At 61.3% G+C, this 19,302-nt stretch carries 20 protein-coding genes and 1 other RNA gene; 19 read left to right on the top strand and 2 right to left on the bottom strand.

Annotation, left to right across the window (positions count from 1 at the left end; all coding sequences use genetic code 11):
• Window positions 1-7: 7 nt before the first annotated feature.
• Complete coding sequence (gene xerD, locus BN2154_RS08520; protein ID WP_050618407.1) at window positions 8-886, top strand: site-specific tyrosine recombinase XerD; 879 nt, start codon at window positions 8-10, stop codon at window positions 884-886.
• A gap of 44 nt (window positions 887-930) precedes the next feature.
• Here the strand turns inward: xerD and BN2154_RS08515 are convergent, their stop codons facing one another.
• Window positions 931-1,749 carry an EFR1 family ferrodoxin gene (locus tag BN2154_RS08515; protein WP_050618406.1) on the bottom strand — a complete coding sequence of 273 codons (819 nt, stop codon included), beginning with the start codon at window positions 1,747-1,749 and terminating at the stop codon, window positions 931-933.
• Between the two features lie 217 nt (window positions 1,750-1,966).
• Between BN2154_RS08515 and ruvC the strand changes: the two genes are divergently transcribed.
• From ruvC to BN2154_RS08465, 11 genes are all read left to right on the top strand, one after another.
• The gene (gene ruvC, locus BN2154_RS08510) at window positions 1,967-2,500 is read left to right on the top strand and encodes a crossover junction endodeoxyribonuclease RuvC (protein WP_050618405.1); all 534 of its coding nucleotides are present in this window, start codon (window positions 1,967-1,969) and stop codon (window positions 2,498-2,500) included.
• An 11-nt stretch (window positions 2,501-2,511) separates the two neighbouring features.
• The gene (gene ruvA / locus BN2154_RS08505; protein ID WP_050618404.1) at window positions 2,512-3,114 is read left to right on the top strand and encodes a Holliday junction branch migration protein RuvA; all 603 of its coding nucleotides are present in this window, start codon (window positions 2,512-2,514) and stop codon (window positions 3,112-3,114) included.
• A gap of 42 nt (window positions 3,115-3,156) precedes the next feature.
• Window positions 3,157-4,206, top strand: a complete 1,050-nt coding sequence (gene ruvB / locus BN2154_RS08500; protein WP_094762428.1) for a Holliday junction branch migration DNA helicase RuvB — start codon at window positions 3,157-3,159, stop codon at window positions 4,204-4,206.
• 22 nt (window positions 4,207-4,228) lie between these two features.
• Entirely contained in the window at window positions 4,229-5,584 is a 1,356-nt protein-coding gene (glmM, locus tag BN2154_RS08495) for a phosphoglucosamine mutase (protein WP_050618403.1), read from the top strand.
• Between the two features lie 83 nt (window positions 5,585-5,667).
• Window positions 5,668-6,303: a sigma-70 family RNA polymerase sigma factor gene (locus tag BN2154_RS08490; RefSeq protein ID WP_050618402.1), complete on the top strand. Its 636-nt coding sequence runs from the start codon at window positions 5,668-5,670 to the stop codon at window positions 6,301-6,303.
• Between the two features lie 73 nt (window positions 6,304-6,376).
• On the top strand, window positions 6,377-6,655 hold the full coding sequence (locus BN2154_RS08485; protein ID WP_050618401.1) for a zinc-ribbon domain containing protein: 279 nt from the start codon (window positions 6,377-6,379) through the stop codon (window positions 6,653-6,655).
• Window positions 6,656-6,794: 139 nt separating this feature from the next.
• The gene (locus BN2154_RS08480; RefSeq protein ID WP_050618400.1) at window positions 6,795-7,001 is read left to right on the top strand and encodes a DUF1858 domain-containing protein; all 207 of its coding nucleotides are present in this window, start codon (window positions 6,795-6,797) and stop codon (window positions 6,999-7,001) included.
• Between the two features lie 69 nt (window positions 7,002-7,070).
• Complete coding sequence (locus BN2154_RS15745) at window positions 7,071-7,247, top strand: hypothetical protein (protein ID WP_154666659.1); 177 nt, start codon at window positions 7,071-7,073, stop codon at window positions 7,245-7,247.
• An 8-nt stretch (window positions 7,248-7,255) separates the two neighbouring features.
• On the top strand, window positions 7,256-7,957 hold the full coding sequence (locus BN2154_RS08475) for a tRNA (adenine(22)-N(1))-methyltransferase (RefSeq protein ID WP_242853724.1): 702 nt from the start codon (window positions 7,256-7,258) through the stop codon (window positions 7,955-7,957).
• The gene (locus BN2154_RS08470) at window positions 7,945-8,745 is read left to right on the top strand and encodes a Nif3-like dinuclear metal center hexameric protein (protein WP_050618398.1); all 801 of its coding nucleotides are present in this window, start codon (window positions 7,945-7,947) and stop codon (window positions 8,743-8,745) included. Before BN2154_RS08475 ends, BN2154_RS08470 begins: the two co-directional genes overlap by 13 nt.
• 83 nt (window positions 8,746-8,828) lie before the next feature.
• The gene (locus BN2154_RS08465; protein ID WP_050618397.1) at window positions 8,829-9,560 is read left to right on the top strand and encodes a YebC/PmpR family DNA-binding transcriptional regulator; all 732 of its coding nucleotides are present in this window, start codon (window positions 8,829-8,831) and stop codon (window positions 9,558-9,560) included.
• Between the two features lie 119 nt (window positions 9,561-9,679).
• On the opposite strand, the gene rnpB is transcribed toward BN2154_RS08465, so the two are convergent.
• Window positions 9,680-10,037: RNase P RNA component class A (rnpB, locus tag BN2154_RS14975), an RNA gene on the bottom strand.
• A 147-nt stretch (window positions 10,038-10,184) separates the two neighbouring features.
• Here rnpB and murD point away from each other — a divergent pair.
• The 7 genes from murD (at window position 10,185) to ligA (ending at window position 19,173) form a co-directional block, all read left to right on the top strand.
• Window positions 10,185-11,561, top strand: a complete 1,377-nt coding sequence (gene murD / locus BN2154_RS08460) for a UDP-N-acetylmuramoyl-L-alanine--D-glutamate ligase (RefSeq protein ID WP_050618396.1) — start codon at window positions 10,185-10,187, stop codon at window positions 11,559-11,561.
• A 75-nt stretch (window positions 11,562-11,636) separates the two neighbouring features.
• Window positions 11,637-12,677: a zinc-binding metallopeptidase family protein gene (locus tag BN2154_RS08455; protein WP_242853723.1), complete on the top strand. Its 1,041-nt coding sequence runs from the start codon at window positions 11,637-11,639 to the stop codon at window positions 12,675-12,677.
• A complete protein-coding gene (locus BN2154_RS08450; protein WP_050618395.1) occupies window positions 12,671-13,702 on the top strand; it encodes a M42 family metallopeptidase in 1,032 nt (343 codons plus the stop codon). Before BN2154_RS08455 ends, BN2154_RS08450 begins: the two co-directional genes overlap by 7 nt.
• Window positions 13,703-13,713: 11 nt before the next feature.
• Complete coding sequence (locus tag BN2154_RS08445) at window positions 13,714-14,706, top strand: M42 family metallopeptidase (RefSeq protein WP_050618394.1); 993 nt, start codon at window positions 13,714-13,716, stop codon at window positions 14,704-14,706.
• Window positions 14,707-14,746: 40 nt separating this feature from the next.
• Complete coding sequence (locus BN2154_RS08440) at window positions 14,747-16,000, top strand: methionine gamma-lyase family protein (protein WP_050618393.1); 1,254 nt, start codon at window positions 14,747-14,749, stop codon at window positions 15,998-16,000.
• Between the two features lie 45 nt (window positions 16,001-16,045).
• Entirely contained in the window at window positions 16,046-16,723 is a 678-nt protein-coding gene (yunB, locus tag BN2154_RS08435) for a sporulation protein YunB (RefSeq protein WP_050618392.1), read from the top strand.
• Window positions 16,724-17,187: 464 nt separating this feature from the next.
• Window positions 17,188-19,173, top strand: a complete 1,986-nt coding sequence (gene ligA, locus BN2154_RS08430) for an NAD-dependent DNA ligase LigA (RefSeq protein WP_050618391.1) — start codon at window positions 17,188-17,190, stop codon at window positions 19,171-19,173.
• Window positions 19,174-19,302: the final 129 nt, after the last annotated feature.

Here is a 19,302-nt window from a genome sequence, read left to right as displayed (position 1 = left end):
TATTGGCTTGGACGTTCTGAAGGACTATGAGGTATTTCTTACAACCGAAAAAAAGGCTTCTGCCAATACCCTGAGCTCTTATCTGAGGGACGTTCGGCAGTTTGCGGCCTACCTGGAGCGGGAGGAACGTGCGCTGGACGACGTAACGCAGAGCGATGTGGAGCGCTACGTCAAGTACCTCGTCAGCAAGGGCAAGTCGGTCTCCACCGTCACCCGCGCAGTGGCCTCCCTGAAGTCGTTTTACGCCTATATGGTCCATGCGGGCCGGCTTTCGGTCAATCCGGCCCGAAGCGTGGTCCCGGACAAGGTGCAGCGTAAGCTGCCCCAGATCCTGACCAGCAAGGAAGTGGAGCTTTTCCTGGACCAGCCGGAGTGCATTGACGCCAAGGGCTATCGGGACCATGCCATGCTGGAGCTCCTCTATGCCACGGGCATCCGGGTCACCGAGCTCATCGACCTGAATGTGGACAATCTCAACCTGTCCGGCGGGTTTCTCCGCTGTGAGGGGAGGGGGAAGGAACGGATCATCCCCCTGTATCCGGCGGCGGTCCGGGCCCTGAACGACTATCTCCGCGACGTGCGCCCGCAACTGGTGGAGGACCCGGAGGAGACCGCCCTGTTCCTCAATATGAACGGCAGGCGTATGTCCCGGCAGGGCTTTTGGAAGATCATCAAGCACTATCAGGAGAAGGCCGGCATCAAAAAGGACATTACCCCGCATACCCTGCGCCATTCCTTTGCCGCCCATCTGCTGGAAAACGGGGCGGACCTGCGTTCCATCCAGGAGATGTTGGGACATGCAGACATCTCATCCACCCAGATTTATGCCCAACTGGTCAAACAGAAGCTGAAGGACGTATACATCAAGGCCCACCCCAGGGCATGAAAAAGGCAGACGCTGCGGCGTCTGCCTTTTTGACCGTCGGATGCTCAGAAGAACAGTGCGGGCTCGGCCCGCCGGGCAAAACCCAGTTCCAGCTCTTCTTTGTGGTAGAGATAGTTGTAGCTGTCATAGTACCGGGCGTGGACCGGGCACTTTTTGACGCAGGCGCCGCACTTGATGCAGATGCCGGTATACTCCCGTACGTTTTCAGGGCTGATGGAGCCCATAGGGCAGACCTTGGCGCAGAGGCCGCAGTCATTGCACGTGTCGTGTACCTTGGGCTTGTCCTTCAGGATATTGACCGGGTTTCCGTTGCGGTCCTTGGGCACATAGTAGGGTCGGTAGGGGATTTGTCCCTCTACCGGGATGGGTATGTACTCCCCCAGGGGCTTTGACAGCTTTTCCAGGATGCCGTCGGCAAAGCGGGCGGCCCGTTCCAGGTCGGCCTGGTCGGGGCGGCCGGCCGCCAGGGTGGTGGAAAAGGAGTGCTCCCCGATGAATGCTCCGGCTGCCACCGTGCGGAAGCCATCCGCCTCCAGCAGGTCCCGGAGCTCTACCAGGCTGTCGTCGAAATTGCGGTTGCCATAGCAGACCACGGGGACGGCCAGTGCGCCGCCGCCCTCCACCGTGCGCAGGTAGTTGAGCAGTACGTTGGGGACCCGACCGGCATAGACCGGTACGCCGAAAATGACGAGATCCCCGTCTCCAAAGGCCTTGACAGCCTGACGGGCGGCGGGCAGCGTGAAGTCGAAGCGCAGGGCAGCCGTGCCGTTCCACGTGCGGGCGATATGGTCGGCGATGGCGGTTACGACTTTTTCGGTGGTGCCGGTGGCGCTGAAGTACATGGCGTGGACCTGGCGTTCCATCTCAAAACCTCCTGAATGGTTCCATTATTGAAACATATTATAGCAGAACCTGTCGTATAAAGCAATCGGAATGCATAGACTGGGGAGAGGCTTTTCGCCTTCCTGAGGCCGGAAGGAAATGCGGCCGCAGATCGGAGCATCTTGTTCCGGGTTTTTTGGTTGCGTCGGCCCGCCGGCCGTGGTACAATATCCCTTGTATGAACACTGGGAGGTATCCATGGTCATTTTAGGGATTGACCCCGGCTTTGCCATTGTGGGATTCGGGGTTTTGGAGGCAGAGCGGGGGACTACGCGCCTGATCCGGTGCGGGACCATCACCACCCCCGCCGGACAGCCTCTGCCAGCCCGACTGCTGCAAATATCCAACGATATGAGCGAATTGCTGACGGTGTTCCAGCCGGATGCCATGGCGGTGGAGGAGCTCTATTTCAACAACAACGTGACCACCGGCATCAGCGTGGCCCAGGCGCGGGGCGTCATTCTGACCGAGGCGGAGCGGCAGGCCGTGCCGATCTTTGAGTACAGCCCGTCGGAAGTCAAGCTCGCGGTGGCGGGTTATGGAAAAGCGGAAAAGCGGCAGGTTATGGAGATGACCAGGCGGCTTCTGGCACTCCGCGCCGTTCCGCGGCCGGACGACGCGGCGGACGCAGTGGCCATCGCCCTGTGCCACGCCCGCTCCCGTACCTCCCGCCTGCAAAGCCCCGAAGCTGCCCGGCCGGGCAGCGGGCGCTATGAAGTACGAAAGAAATAGGAGCATCCACCATGTTTTATTATTTGAAGGGGACGGTGGCCCATATGGCCCCCTATCTGGCGGTTGTGGACTGCGGCGGGGTGGGCTACGCCTGCCGCACCACCCACAATACCCTGGCCCGGCTCAAGGTGGGGGAGAGCGCCAAGCTCTACACCCACCTCTATGTGCGGGAGGAGATCTTCGAGCTTTACGGCTTCGCCACGGAGGAGGAGAAGAACTGCTTCCTGGAACTCATCGGTGTGTCCGGCGTGGGTCCCAAGGCGGCCCTGTCCATCCTGTCCTCCACCTCGCCGGAGGGGTTGGCGATGAGCATCATCACCGGGGATGAAAAAGCCCTCACCGTGGCGCCGGGCATCGGAAAGAAGATTGCACAGCGCATCATATTGGAGCTGAAGGACAAGCTGGCCAAGGGGCAGATGACGGCGGGCGGGGAGCCCTACGGCGGTACCGGCGTGACCATCATTCCGGAGAACAAATCCACTGAGGCCGCCGCCGCCCTGGCGGTGCTGGGCTACAGCACCCAGGAGGTCTCCGTGGCCCTGAAGGGCATTGACGTGGAGAATCTCAAGCTGGAGGACGTCATCAAGCAGGCCCTGAAAAAGATGGTGAAATAGCATGCGGGCGGAACGATATCGAATCAAGAGGGGGCGGGGTGTTTGAGCATCGACTTTTCCAGCGAGGGCTTTGAGACGGAGCAGCCTCTGGTAACCACCTCGCTGCTGCGGGAGGACGAGGGGGAATACTCCCTCCGCCCCAAGACCCTGAGCGAATACATTGGCCAGAAGAAGGCCAAGGGAAACCTGGAGATCTTTATCCAGGCGGCCAAAATGCGCCATGAGCCCCTGGACCATGTGCTGCTGCACGGACCCCCGGGGCTGGGCAAGACCACCCTCAGCGGTATCATTGCCAACGAGATGGGGGTCAATATTCGCATTACCTCCGGGCCTGCCATCGAAAAGCCCGGCGACCTGGCGGCCCTGCTGACCAACCTGAACGAAAACGACATCCTCTTTGTGGACGAGATCCACCGGCTTAACCGCTCGGTGGAGGAGATTCTCTACCCGGCCATGGAGGACTACGCCATCGACATCATCATCGGCAAGGGGCCTTCGGCCAACTCCATCCGTCTGGACCTGCCAAAATTCACCCTGATCGGGGCTACCACCCGGGCGGGCCAGCTCTCCGCGCCGCTCCGGGACCGGTTCGGCGTCACCCTGCGTCTGGAGCTCTACACCCCGGAGGAGCTTTGCCTCATCGTCACCCGCTCCGCCGGTATCCTGGGTGTCCCCATCGAGGACGAGGGGGCCATGGAGATCGCCAAACGCAGCCGAGGCACGCCCCGGATCGCCAACCGGATGCTCCGGCGGGTGCGGGATTTTGCCCAGGTCAAGGCCGGCGGCGTCATTACCCGCTCCGTGGCCGACCAGGCCCTGACCGCCCTGGAGGTGGACCACCTGGGGCTGGACACCATCGACCGCCGGATGCTCCGCAGCATCATTGAGCACTACGGAGGTGGCCCCGTAGGCCTGGAGACCCTGGCCGCCACCATCAACGAGGAGGCCGTCACTCTGGAGGATGTCTACGAGCCGTATTTGATGCAGATGGGCTTCCTCACCCGCACCCCCAGAGGGCGGTGTGTCACCAAAAAAGCATACGGACATCTGGGCCTGGCCTATTTTGGCCAGGAGCAGATGGAGCTATCATGACATAGTCGGGAGCTGATGTAGAATGGGTAGACTGTTTGGCACAGACGGTATCCGCGGCGTGGTCAACGCCGGCCTGGACGCCGAGCTGGCCTATAAAGTGGGCCTCGCCGCCGCGCAGGTCCTCTCAGAAGAGAAGAAGGACGGAAGGCCGCTGTTCACCATCGGCAAGGATACGCGCATCTCCTGCGACCTGCTGAAAGGGGCGCTGATTGGGGGGCTGTGCTCCGCCGGGGCCGACGTGCTGGATCTGGGAACCATCCCTACCCCGGCAGTGGCCTGGGTGACGCTGGATGAGAAGGCCGACGCCGGCATCGTCATCTCCGCTTCGCACAACCCCTTTGAGCACAATGGCATTAAGATCTTTAACGGGCAGGGCTTCAAGCTCTCCGACGAGCTGGAGGAAAAAATTGAGGATATCATCCTGAACGGCACCAACAAGGTCCCCCGCAAGACCCACGGGGAGATCGGACGAGTCCATTATGTGGCCCCCAAGGCGTCGGAGGATTATATCGACCACCTGGTGTCCACGGTGGACTCGGATCTGGCCGGCCTGCGCATCCTGGTGGACTGCGCCAACGGCGCGGCCTCGGCTACAGCCGCCCGGCTGTTTGACCGTTTCTCCGATCTGCATACGGACGTCATCAATGCCGACCCGGACGGCGTGAACATCAACGCCGGGTGCGGCTCCACCCATCTGGAGGGCCTGGCCGCCATGGTCCAGGCAGGAGGCTATGATCTGGGCGTGGCTTTCGATGGCGACGCAGACCGTTGCCTGCTGGTCAGTGAGCGGGGCGAGACCATTGACGGCGACCAGATCATGGCGGTCTGCGGCCGCTGGCTGCAGGAGCAGGGGAAGCTCACGGGCGGTACCGTGGTGGCCACGGTCATGTCCAACATCGGTCTGCACCGCTTTGTCCGTGAAAACGGGATGCAGGTGGTCTGTACCGACGTAGGGGACCGCAACGTACTGGAGTGCATGGTTGCCAACGGATATCGGCTGGGAGGCGAACAGTCCGGCCATATGATCTTCCTGGAGCACGCCACCACCGGCGATGGAGAACTGACGGCTCTGCAATTTCTCAGCCTGCTCCACAGCGCGGGAGTGCCCGCCTCCCGCTTGGTGGCCGACTGCAGGCAGTATCCCCAGGTGCTGGTCAATGTGGCGGTGACCGATAACGCCCAGAAGAGGTCCATTATGGCGTCCGAAGCGTTGCGGGCGGCCGTGGCGGAGCAGGAGGCGGTGTTGGGGGAGAATGGCCGTGTACTGGTGCGTCCCTCCGGCACGGAGGCACTCATACGCGTTATGGTGGAGGCCCAGAGCGAGGAAACGGCCCAAACGTCGGCGGAACTCTTGGCAAATGTCATAAAAAGGCTGTGAAATTTTTTAATTTCATAAAATAATCTGCATAAACGCTTGACATTGCACCCTATTTCGCCCTATAATACTCAAGGAGTTCAGGCATGAAATCAGTTTACACCACCCAGAATCCAACTGCAGACGAGGCGCTGTGTTCGTTGGCCGCATCAGGCGACCGCATCGCAGAGGAAGCCCTTGTGATGCGTTACAACCGCCTGGTGCGTGTTTGTGCCCGGCCCTATTTTCTGGCCGGGGGCGACAGCGAGGACCTCATCCAGGAGGGCATGGTGGGACTGCTCAACGCGATTCGGGAGTACGACCCTGGTAAGGGAAGCTCCTTTCGCACCTATGCCGAAACCTGCATTCGAAATCGCATTCTCTCCGCCATTCGGGCGGCAGCCAGAGATAAGCATACCCCGCTCAATCACTATGTCTCTTACGAAACCCCTCTTTTAGATGGGAACACCGACAGTTATCCACTCAGCGCATCCCGGCAGCCTCAGCAGAACCCTGAGGATATGTTGATCAGCAGGGAAGAGCGACGGGAACGGCTGGGGACGCTCAAGGGGCAGTTATCCGGCTTCGAAGCACAAATTCTGGACCTCTACCTGCGCGGTCTATCCTATGTGGAGATCGCGTCAGAGGTCGACCGGTCCCCGAAAGCGGTGGACAACGCTGTGCAGCGCATTCGGCGCAAGGTGGCGCAGCACCTTTCATCTGGCGATTTCAGCCAAGGCTGAACGCAATATTACAGACCCAGCACTGTCGGTTTATTCCGGACCTGGGCAAACGAGTCAAAGAGAGGGAAAAATCATGTACGAAGACAAGACTTTAGTGTGCAAGGAATGTGGCCAGGAGTTCGTGTTCACCGCTGGTGAGCAGGAGTTCTATGCCGAGCGCGGCTTCCAGAACGAGCCCCAGCGCTGCAAGTCCTGCCGTGATGCCCGCAAGCAGGCCGCCCGCGGCCCCCGCGAGTATTTCACTGCGACCTGCGCTGCCTGCGGCGGCGAGGCCAAGGTTCCCTTCGAGCCCAAGTCCGATCGGCCTGTCTACTGCAGCGAGTGCTTTGCTCGTATGCGTGAGCAGGGCTAATCCAGGAACGCAAAAAGAGGGCGCCGCATTGCGGCGTCCTCTTTTTCTGTCCAGGGAGAGAATTGACTATTGAAATATGCGGGATTATGGGGTATACTAAAGCATACCCTAATTCCTACTCATTTGGAGGTAGTTTTCAATGGCTCAGATCACCAAAGATACCATCATCGGCGACATTCTGGATATCGCCCCCGAGACGGCTCCCATTTTCCTGTCCATCGGCATGCACTGCCTGGGCTGCCCCTCCTCCCGCGGCGAGACCGTGGAGCAGGCCTGCATGGTCCACGGCGTGGACGTGAACGCTCTGCTGGAAAAGGTCAATTCCGTGCTGGCGGCTGTGAAGTAAAAACCAGAGGAAAGCGGAGCGGCGTCGCCGCTCCGCTTTTTCTTGTGCAGAAAAGAGGGACCAGCAGAAATGAGCGTATACGTAAGAGCCTATGGTGACCGGGACCCGGTCTTGGACTGCCTGCTTCAGGGGAAGCGGCTGGGCTTTCAGCCGTTGGGCGTCATCCCCGGCGGATTTCGGAGGATATCTGTCCCGATTACCATGTGCTGTGAAATGCGCGGACAGAAGGTGAGGCGAACCAAGTGAGACCGATTATGCTGACGCCGCGGCTGCTGGCCCTGTCCCGTCAGGTGCCCCGGGGCGCACGCTTTGCCGACGTGGGGACCGACCACGCCCGGCTCCCGGTCTGGCTGCTGGAGCAGGGTGTAATTGAGCAGGCGATTGCCACCGATCTGCGGGAGGGGCCCTTGCAGCGGGCGCGCCAGACGGCTGCCCGGCACGGCCTGACGGAGCGGATCTCCTTCCGGCTGGGAGACGGCCTTGCGCCGGTACGGCCGGAAGAGGCGGATGTGATTGCCGTTGCCGGGATGGGCGGGGAGACCATCGCCTCTATCCTGGAGACCGCGGCTTGGACCCGGGAGGGGGAACATACCTTCCTGCTTCAGCCGATGACCTCTGTGCCGGACCTGCGGCTCTGGCTGGCGGGGCACGGCTTTTCCATCCAGCGGGAGGAACTGATCCGGGAGGGGGAGACCCTGTACCATACCATGCAGGCGCGCCCCGGCCCGATGTCGGCGCTGAGTCCGGGCGAAGCCTGGGCCGGACGGCAATACCGGGGTATGGACAGCCCCTGGAGGACAGAGTATTTGACTCTGCTGCTCAACCGTACCAGCCGCGCCCTGGAGGGGCTGCGCCGCTCCACCAAGCCGGGAGACGCGGGGAGGCTGGAGGAACTCACCGAGCGGTACGCCGATCTGGCACGGATGAAAGAGGAGTGGGACAAATGGCAACGGTAAATGAAATCTATGCATTTGTGGATCAACTGGCTCCGTTTTCCTATCAGATGTCGTTTGACAACGCAGGCTTTCTGGTGGGCAGGGGAGGGCGGCAGGTAACGCGCATTCTAGTTTCTCTGGACATCACGGAAGAGGTGGTGCGGGAGGCGTCGGAGTGGAAGGCGGAGCTCATCGTCTCTCACCATCCCGTTATTTTTCATCCCGCCCGCTCGGTGACCGATCAGGACCCCACGGGACGCATTCTGCTGGCTCTGGCCGAGGGCGGCATCGCCGCCGTCTGCGCCCACACCAACCTGGATGCCGTGGCCGGGGGTGTCAACGACGCCTTGGCCCGGGCCGTAGGCCTGACGGAAATTGAAATGCTTCAGACCAGCGGCGTGGATGAGAACGGCGCCCCCTATGGGATCGGCAGGGTAGGGGTGCTGAAAGGAAAGACAGTTGTCACGCTGGCAGACTATGCCGCCCAGGTGAAAACGGCTTTGCAGGCTAACGGCGTGCGCTACGTGGACGCCGGACGGCCGATCCGCCGGGTGGCGGTGGGCGGCGGTGCCTGCGGCGATCTGATGGGGGACGCCCTCGCCCAGGGATGCGATACCTTTATCACCTCGGATGTAAAATATAACGGCTTCCTGGATGCCAGGGCGCTGGGGCTCAACCTGATCGACGCGGGACATTTTCCAACGGAAAACGTGATTTGCCCGGTGCTGGCGGAGCGTCTGAAACGGGCCTTTCCGGGCCTTGAAGTGCGGATTTCAGCCGTCCATGGCGAGGTTTTTTCCTATTTATAAGCGCTGTGGGGCCGTGGGGGGTTGCCATCTGCAAAGGCTTGTGATAAAATGCTTTTGCCAATTTTCGAGAAGGGATCGATATTATGTCTGGACACTCCAAGTGGCACAATATTCAGAAAACCAAGGGCGCGGCGGACGCCAAGCGCTCTCAGATTTTCACCAAAATCGCCCGCGAGATGATCGTGGCGGTCAAGCAGGGCGGCAGCGGCGACCCCAACAACAACTCCCGGCTGGCCACCGTCGTGGCCAAGGCCAAGGCCGCCAATATGCCCAACGACAACATCAAGCGCACCATCGACAAGGCTCTGGGCTCCGGCAATGCCGACAGCTACGAGAGCGTGGTGTATGAGGGCTATGGTCCCTCCGGTGTGGCCGTCATCGTGGAGGCACTCACCGATAACCGCAACCGCACCGCTCCCGAGGTGCGCCATCTGCTGGATAAGTACGGCAAGGGGCTGGGCGCCACCGGCTGTGTCTCCTGGTCCTTTGATCAGAAGGGCGTCATCGTCATCGAAAAGGAAGATCTGGACGAGGACACCGTTATGATGGACGCGCTGGATGCCGGGGCCGACGACATGGATGCCTCCGACGACGAGTGCTTTGAAATCACCACCACCCCTGACGGCTTCGGCACCGTGCTGGCGGCGCTGGAGGAGAAGGGATACAGCTTCGTTTCCGCTAAAGTGGAGATGGTCCCTCAGAACTATGTCAAGCTGGAGAGCGAAGAGGATATCAAAAACATGGAGAAGCTCATCGACCTTCTGGAAGAGAACGAGGATGTCCAGAACGTGTACCATAACTGGGAGCAGGAATAAGCAACAGATCCGATCCATATGCGGCGGACGGTCATGGACCGCCCGCCGCTTTGACCGGATGGGAGCCTGACCCGGGCATAAAACAGGGGTCCGGAGGCGATCAGCCTTCGGACCCCATATTTGCAAGCAAACCTGTAAGCCGGGTTCTGTCATTGAAGACAGTCATCTATCTAGACGCGCCGTCGCCGGCGCGTTCCAGCCACCTCCTCGGGACGGCCGGGCCGGCCTTTGTGTCCCTCCACGGTGTTGCTCCGGATAGAGTTTACAGCGATGGGCAGTTTCCAGCCATCGGGTGAGCTCTTACCTCGCCTTTCCACCCTTACCTCGTTCCCCGTGAGGGGCAAGGCGGTATCTCTCTGTTGCACTTTTCCTGGAGTTGCCTCCGGCGGGCGTTACCCGTTATCCTTGCCCTGTGGAGCCCGGACTTTCCTCATGCGCGGCCTTTCGGCCTGCTCACGCGACTGTCCAGCTTACTTGCGGATCTTATTGTACCTCATCCAGGAGGGAAAGTCAAACACTCTGTAACCGGTGCGGATTCGATTGAAATATTTGGCTGGATACAGTATAATAATTGCATTCATCGAGTGATTCCAGTTGATTTTAGAAGCAAAGGGGGACGGCAGTATGGACATCAGGGAGTATCTGGCCGGTCTCAAGGGAAAACGAGTGGCTGTCATCGGGATCGGCGTATCCAACACGCCGCTGATCAAAATGCTCCTTCGAGAGGGTATTTCCGTGACAGCCTGTGACAAGAATAAGCGGGAGGAGTTTGGGGGGCTCTGCGAGGAGCTGGAGAGCCTTGGCGCTTGCCTGCAGTTAGGGGAACGCTATCTGGAGGGACTGGATCAGGAGGTGATCTTCCGTACGCCGGGAATGCGCCCGGACGTGCCGTCGCTGCTGGAGGCACAGGCCCGGGGAAGCGTCGTCACCTCAGAGATGGAGGTGTTTTTTCAGGTCTGCCCCTGCCACACCATCGGTGTGACGGGCAGCGACGGCAAGACCACCACCACCACCATCATCGCCTCTCTGCTCAAAGCCGCCGGGCACAACACCTACCTCGGCGGCAACATCGGAAAACCTTTGCTGGCCGACGTCTACGGTATGGAGCCCCAGGACTGGGCGGTACTGGAGCTGTCCTCCTTCCAGCTCATGACCATGGACCTGAGCCCGGAGATCGCGGTGGTCACCAACCTGGCCCCCAACCATCTGGATGTCCACAAGTCCATGAGCGAGTATGTGGCCGCCAAGGAAAATATCTTTATTCACCAAAACGATGACGAAAAGGCTGTGTTCAACCGGGACAACGCCATTACCCACGGCTTTGCGGAGACGGCTCCCGGCCGGGTGATGGAATTCAGCCGCCGGGAGGAGCTGGAGCGGGGCGTCTACCTCAAGGACGGGGCCATCTGGGTGGCCAACGAGGTGCGTGCCCGCCCGGTGCTTCCGCTGAAAGACATCCTCCTGCCCGGCGACCACAACGTGGAGAACTACATGGCGGCCATCGCCGCCGTGGACGGACTGGTACCGGACGAGGTCATTCGGGGCTTTGCCGCCCGGTTTGGCGGCGTGGAGCACCGTATCGAGCTGGTGCGGACGCTGGACGGCGTGCGCTACTACAACGACTCCATCGCCTCCAGCCCGTCGCGGACCATGGCCGGGCTGCGCTCCTTTGCGGAAAAGGTCATCCTGATCGCCGGCGGCTACGACAAGCACATTCCCTTTGACGTGCTGGGACCGGAGGTGGTGGCTCACGTCAAGCACCTGATTCTCACCGGCGCGACGGCGGACAAGATCAGCGCCGCGGTCCGCGGGTGCCCGGAGTATCACGGGCAGCCGCCCATCACCAAGTACGACGGTTTTACCGAGGCGGTCCTGGCGGCCCACAGCATGGCCAAGCCGGGGGATGTGGTGATTCTCTCGCCGGCCTGCGCTTCCTTTGACCAGTTTAAGAACTTTGCTCAGCGGGGCGAGGCATTCAAGAAGATCATCTACGAGCTGTAAAGAGAATAAGTGGCGTCCAGAGGCCGTCTCCATCCGGGGGCGGCCCCGCAAACGTCACGGCAAGGAGTGAATTCATTGGACATTCGCAAGACACTGGATACTCTATGTTCCATGGCGGGCCCCTCCGGCTTTGAGCGGGCGGTGGCCGAGCAGGCCGTGGAGCTGATGCGTCCCTATGTGGATGAGGCGGCGGTAGACCGCTTCGGCAATGCCATCGGCGTGCGCCTGTGCGGCAGACCGGGCGCGAAGAAGCTGCTGCTGGACGCCCATCTGGACGAGATCGGCCTCATGGTCACCGGCATCGAGGAGGGCTTTCTCCGCTTCCGCACCATCGGCGGGGTAGACCCCAGGATGCTGCCCGACCGGGAGCTCACGGTAATGACGCAGCCCCCCATCCTGGGCGTTGTGGCCTGCCTGCCGCCCCATGTGCTCCAGGCGGAGGATATGAAAAAGTCCATCCCCATTGACGACCTGCGCGTCGATGTCGGCATGAGCCAGGAGCAGGCGGAGGCGGCCATCCCAATCGGCACCCCGATGGTCTTTCGCGGCGGCAGCTTCGCCTTGGACGGGGACAAGCTCTGCGGCAAGTCCATGGACGACCGCTCCTGCTTCGTCACCCTGCTACGGGCGGCCGAGCTGCTGAAGGACAAGCCTCTGGATGTGGACCTCTATATCATGGGCAGCACCCGGGAGGAGGTCAGTGGCGCGGGTGCCAAGGTGGGCACCTATGGCATCAACCCGGACTTCTGTGTAGCGGTGGACGTGACCCACGGCAAGACGCCGGACGCCAACCTCCACCGCCGCAGCTCCATTGGGGGTGGGCCGCAGATCGGCATCGGCCCCAATATGACCCGCTGGATGACTCAGCGCATGATCGAGAAGGCCAAGGCCAATGCCATCCCCTATCAGCCGGAGGTCATGGAGGGCCACACCGGCACCAACGGCTGGGGCATGCAGGTCACGCGGGAGGGGGTGGCCACCTCGGTGGTCTCCCTGCCCCTGAAGTATATGCACAGTCCCATCGAGGTGCTGGATATCCAAGACATCGAGCATGTGGCGGCCCTGCTGGCCGCCTTTACGGAAAATCTGGGCAAGGAGGTGGGGAAGCTGTGCTGAGTCTCATCAAGGAGCTGTGCTGCCTCGACGGCGTCTCCAGCGCTGAGGACGCGGTCCGGGAGTTCATCCGCGCCAAGGCGGAGCCCTACGCCGACTGGACCCGGACCGACGTGATGGGCAACCTGATCGTCTTCAAGAAAGGGGAGCGGGCCACCGGCCACAAGCTGATGCTCACCGCCCATATGGACGAGGTGGGCTTCATTATTAACGACATCACGGACGACGGCTATCTGAAGTTTGCCGCGGTGGGCGGGCTCGACCGGCGGGTGGTCATCGGGAAAAAGGTCCGGATCGGGGACAAGAAGGTGCCCGGCGTAGTGGGCCTTAAGGCGTATCACCTGGTGACCGCCGAGGAGGAAAAGACCGTTCCCAAGCTGGACGACATGTATATCGACATCGGGGCCAAGGATCGGGAAGCGGCGGAAGCGCTGGTGGCTCTGGGCGATCTGGCTGCTTTTGAAAGCGATGCGGTGGAGTTTGGCGACGGGATGCTGAAGGCCAAGGCCATCGATGACCGGGTGGGCTGCGCCGTCATGCTCCGGCTGATCCAGCAGGACCTGCCCATGGACTGCCTCTTTGTATTCTCCGCGCAAGAGGAGGTGGGGACCCGCGGCGCATTCGGTGCGGCCTTCTCGGTCACACCGGAGATCGCACTTGTGCTGGAGGGCACCACGGCGGCCGATCTGCCCGGTACGGCGGCACATAAACGGGTGGCTACGCCGGGCAAAGGGCCGGTGCTCTCCTTTATGGACGGCGGTACGGCCTATGACCGGGAGCTCTTTGAGCTGCTTCGCCGTCTGGCTCAGGAGAACGGCATTCCCTGGCAGACCAAAGACTATATCTCCGGCGGAAATGACGCCTCTGCTATCCAGCGCACCAAGGCGGGCGTTCGGGTGGCGGCTGTATCGGCGCCGGTCCGCTACCTCCATACCCCGTCCAGTGTAGCCTCGATCCGCGATTTCGGCCACATGTATACCCTGACCCGGAAATTTATCGAGGCCATTGCCGCCTCGTCCAACCAGTAGGAGGAAGTATCATGGATATTCTGCACACGCTTCAGACCCTCAATGCCTGTCACGGTCCCTCCGGCGACGAACGGGAGATCGCCGACGCCATCCAGAAACTGGCCGCCCCCTATGTGGACGCGTGCAGCACCGACGTGATGGGGAATTTGATCTGCCATAAAAAGGGACCTGGCTCCCGCGTGCTGTTCTGCGCCCATATGGACTCCATCGGCTGTATCGTAACCCACATCGAGAAGGAGGGCTTTCTCCGTTTTGGCAAGGTGGGCGGCCTGCATCCCCACAGCATCCTGCATACCCCTGTCCGGTTTAAAAGTGGCGTACAGGGAGTGATCTCCCTGGATGAGGGGGTGGAGCCCAAGGACATGACCCTGGATGATCTCTATATTGACATCGGTGCCCATGACGCCGATGAGGCCAAGGCTATGGTACAGATCGGAGATACCGCAGTCTACAATACCCCCACCTTTGCCGCCGGAGACCGGTTGGTCTCTCCCTATATGGACAACCGCATCTCCTGCGTCGTCCTGCTGCTGGCGATGGAGCAGCTCCAAACGAGCGAAAACGATCTCTATTTCGTCTTCACCACTCAGGAGGAGCTGGGGCTGCGGGGGGCCAAAACGGTGGCCTATGCCGTGGACCCGGACTACGGCATAGCCGTGGACGTCACCCTCAGCGGAGACGAGCTGGGTACCAAACACCGGGGCAGCAGCATCCAGGGCGGCGGAGCCGCCATCAAGGTGATGGACAGCTCAGTCATCTGCCATCCCGAAATGGTGCAGAAGCTCTCCGAACTGGCAAGGGAGCGGGTCATTCCCGCGCAGATGGATGTCATCAAGAGCGGCGGCACCGATGCCGGGTCCATCCATACCACACGCATGGGCGTGCTCACCGGCGGAATTTCCATCCCCTGCCGCTACGTCCATTCCCCGGTGGAGATGGTGGACCGTGGGGATGTGGAAGCCTGCGCCCGGTTGGCAGCCGCTTTTGCCGAGGCCCGGCTTTGAGCTGAAGAAACCATAGAGAAAGCAGAGTGAAGCAAGTCATATGACTTTACAGTTGAGCGAGCGTGTCCGGGCGCTTGGAGCCCAGGCGGAGCGGGGCCTGACGGAGCAGTTCTCCCGCATCGACGCCATTGCGGCGGAAAACACGGAGCGGGTCCTGGCCGCATTTCAAAAACACCGCGTGGCAGAGAGCTACTTTGCCGGAACCACCGGCTATGGATACGACGACATGGGCCGGGACCAGTTGGATGCCATCTATGCCGATTTGTTTGGCACCGAGGACGCGCTGGTCCGCATCGGCTTCGTCAATGGGACCCATGCCATCTCCTGCGCCCTGTTCGGGGCTTTGAAGCCAGGTGACACCCTGGTATCGGCGGTGGGAGCGCCCTATGACACCCTTTTGGGGGTAATCGGCGTGTCGGACAAGGGGCCCGGCTCTCTGAGGGAATATGGGATCGGCTACCGCCAGGTGGATGTGACCGCCGACGGCCAGCCGGACGTGGAGGGCATTCGAGCGGCCGTGGCCGAGCCCGGTGTCAAGGCAGTGCTGATCCAGCGCTCCAGAGGCTACGCTACCCGGGCTTCCCTCTCTGTGGAGGAGATTAAGGCCCTGTGCACGGCTGTCCGCCAGGTCCGGCCGGAGGTCCATATCCTGGTTGACAACTGCTACGGTGAGTTTGTAGAGACCCGGGAGCCCACCCATGTGGGGGCGGACTTGGTGGTGGGGTCTCTCATCAAGAACCCCGGCGGAGGTCTGGCCCCCACCGGCGGTTACATCGCGGGGCGCCGGGACTTGGTGGAAGCTGCCGCCATGCGGCTGACCACGCCAGGCATCGGCAGGGAGTGCGGCTCTACGCTGGGCAATAACCGCCTGCTCTATCAAGGGCTTTTCCTTGCCCCTCATACAGTGGCCCAGGCGGTGAAGACCGCTGTATTTGGCGCCAAGCTGATGGAACTTCTGGGCTGTCGTGCCGACCCGGCGTCGGATGCGGTCCGACACGATATCATTCAGATGATCCACTTTGGCGAGCCGGAGAAGGTGAAGCGCTTCTGCCGCGGGATACAGAAGGGAGCCCCCGTGGACTCCTATGTGACCCCGGAGCCCTGGGACATGCCCGGCTATGACTGTCAAGTCATTATGGCTGCGGGGGCCTTTATTCAGGGAGCTTCCATCGAACTCTCCGCCGACGCCCCCATGCGGGAGCCCTACACGGTCTACCTTCAGGGCGGACTCACCTATGAGTCGGGAAAGGCGGGCGTGCTCCTGGCGGTGGAGGAGCTGCTGAAGGGGGAATAGGTCAAGCGGCCTGCCGCATAGGCTTGCATAAGGGGGTGACCTCTGATGCATCTGAGGTACGCTTGGGTACGGCGGCTTTCCCGGCGGCGGCCCCGGAGGAGCGGAAAGCGAAAAGGCCTCCTGTGGAGTGCCATCCTGGGGATCGGGCTGGCGCTGCTGTTCATCTGGGCGGTGGATCTGCGGCTGCGCCCCATTTTGGAGGCCGCAGCCAGGGCCAAGGTCTCCAATGTGGTCACCCGCACGCTGGACGGGGCCATCTCCGACTATGTGGCCGAGCTGGGGCTGGGCTATCGGGATTTGATCCGGATGGAAACGGACGAGAATGGGCGCATTACCGCTTTGGTCAGCGATATGGCCGCCCTTAACGCGTTGAGGACCAGGATATTGGGCATCGCCGTTGAAGCGGTGGACAGCCTGGACCGGGCGGAGCTGGCCATACCGGCGGGGAACCTGACCGGCATCAACCTGCTGTCCGGCAAGGGCGTGGAACTGCCGGTAGAGGTGGTTGCGGTGGGTACGGCACATGCGGAGTTTGAAAGCAGCCTCTCCGATGCCGGGATCAACCAGACCCGGCATCAGATCCTGCTGGATGTGACCGTAGCGGTGGAGATTCTCCTGCCGGGCAGCACGCTGAACACCGAAATCGGCGCTCAGATCCCGGTGGCCGAAACGGTGATCGTAGGGGCGGTGCCGGATACCGTCCTGCAGTGGGGAGGGGCCTGAGAGAGAAGGGAACGAGGAACCATGAATCCGATCCAAAAGATGCTGTGGTATCTGGGCAACATCTGGGACTATGGACTCCAGATGTTGCCCAGTGCCCTTGCGGCCGCGGCGGTATTTTTCTGTCTGCGGCCCTAGCGCAGAAGGCGCCTGGCCGCTCTGGGGCTGACCAGTGGTCCCTGGGTTTTCTTTTATGCTTTTGGGCAACCTGAGTATGTTCGCTCCACTGGGGTTTTTCCCCGCCCTGCTATGGGACGGGCCCGGCTGGAGGAAGGCTCTGCTGACCGGCGTGTGCAGCTCCCTTTTTGTGGAGATCACACCGCTTTGAGTGGGGCGGAACAGCGATATCAACGACCTTATCCTGAATCGTTTGGGCGCACTGTGCGGTTACTGGGCTTTCCTGCTTCTGCGGCGATTGGCCCGCGCTTTACCGCCCGATTTCGATGCCAAAATAGGAGGATTCCTGAATGGATGCAAAATCTGAGATCGAACGGCTGCGTACAGTGCTGAATCAGGCCGGCTATGAGTATTATGTGATGGACAACCCCACCATGAGCGATTATGACTATGACCATCAGCTCCGCCGGCTGGAGGAGCTGGAGGCCGCGCATCCCGAGCTTGTGACTCCGGATTCTCCCACACAGCGAGTCGGAGGACAGGTGCAGGAGGGCTTTCAGCCAGTCACCCACCAGGTTCCGCTGGAGAGTCTCCAGGATGTGTTTGATCTGGGGGAGCTGTCCGAGTTTGACCAGCGGGTCCGGGGCGCGGTGCCGGAGGCGGAATATGACGTGGAGCCTAAGGTAGACGGGCTGTCGGTAGCGCTGGAGTATGTAGACGGCGCCTTTGTCCGGGGCGCCACCCGCGGGGACGGACGGGTGGGGGAGGACGTGACGGCTAACCTCAAGACGATCCGCGCCATTCCGCTGAAGCTGCCCGAGCCGGTCCCGCACCTGATTGTCCGCGGGGAGGTATTTATGCCCCGCACGGTGTTTGCCCGGCTGAATGAGGACCGGGAGCAGAACGGAGAGGCCCTTTTTGCCAATCCGCGCAATGCCGCTGCGGGGTCCCTCCGGCAGTTGGACCCCAGGATCGCGGCGGCGCGGCAGTTGTCCATTATCGTATTCAACGTGCAGTATGTGGAGGGAATTTCCTTTACAACACATACGGAAAGCCTGGACTGGCTGGAGCGCATGCGGTTTAAGGTGATCCCCCATGATACCTGCAGCACCATTGAGCAGGCAGGAGCGAGTATCAGGTCCATCGGGGAAAACCGCACTGCCTATCCCTATGATATCGATGGGGCTGTTGTAAAGGTAAATTCCTTACAAGAGCGTTCTTTGCTGGGAAGCACCGCGAAATTTCCGCGTTGGGCTGCAGCCTATAAATATCCCCCGGAGCAAAAGCCCTCCAGGGTGCTGGATATCGTGGTACAGGTGGGGCGGACCGGTGTGCTAACCCCCAGAGCTGTGCTGGAGCCGGTACGCCTGGCAGGTACTACGGTCCAGAGCGCCAGCCTGCACAACCAGGACTATATCGCGGAGAAGGACATCCGCGTTGGCGACACCGTGCTGGTCCAAAAGGCGGGAGAGATTATCCCGGAGGTGGTCGGCGTTGTAAGAGAGAAGCGGCCGGAGGGGACGCAGCCCTATCGTCTGCCGGAGCGCTGTCCGGTATGCGGCGCACATGTGGCGCGGGACGAAGACGGCGCCGCCATCCGATGCACCGGGGCCGAGTGCCCGGCCCAGCTTCTCCGCAACCTGACCCATTTTGCGTCCCGGGACGCCATGGACATTGAGGGTCTGGGACCTGCGGTAGTAGAGGGGCTGGTCAAGGCCGGGCTGGTCCGCACTCCGGGCGACCTCTACCGGCTGGAGGCCCAGTCGGTGGCTCAATTGGAGCGTATGGGGCAGAAGTCGGCGGAGAATCTGATAGCCGCCATTGAGAAGTCCAAGTCCAGGGACCTGTCCCGGCTGCTGTTCGCCTTCGGTATCCGTCAGGTGGGGCAAAAGGCGGCCAAGGTGTTGGCTGCCCGCTTTGGGACGCTGGACCGCCTGAGCCAGGCCACAGTGGAGGAACTCACGGCGGTGGACGATATCGGGGAGATTACGGCCCGCAGTCTGGCGGAGTGGCTCCACAGCGATCAGGCCGAGCACCTGATCGCCTCACTGAAGGGGGCGGGGGTCAACATGGCCAGTCAGGCCCAGCCGGTGGACGACCGTCTGGCGGGGAAAACCTTTGTCCTCACCGGCACGCTGGAGCACTTCAGCCGCGCGGAAGCAGGGGCCCGAATCGAGGCCCTGGGGGGCAAGGTGTCCTCATCCGTATCCAGGAAAACCAGCTATGTGGTGGCGGGGGAGGAGGCCGGCTCCAAGCTGGACAAGGCCAATGCGCTGGGGATTACTGTTCTGTCTGAGGCGGAATTTTTGCAGATGTTATCTGACGGAACAGACTGAAAATACAATTTATTGAGCCATTTGGAGCCCGCTTGTGACATTTTTTCTTTTTTGTCCATGGCCCGGTGCGGCGGAAGGTGCTATACTGACTTTAGTACCATACAGATAAAGAGAGTTTCCGCGTTGAGA

Source organism: Intestinimonas massiliensis (ex Afouda et al. 2020), assembly GCF_001244995.1.
Taxonomy (GTDB): domain Bacteria; phylum Bacillota; class Clostridia; order Oscillospirales; family Oscillospiraceae; genus Intestinimonas; species Intestinimonas massiliensis.
The sequence above is the reverse complement of the archived record's forward strand: the minus strand, read 5'-3'. Positions and strand labels throughout refer to the sequence as shown.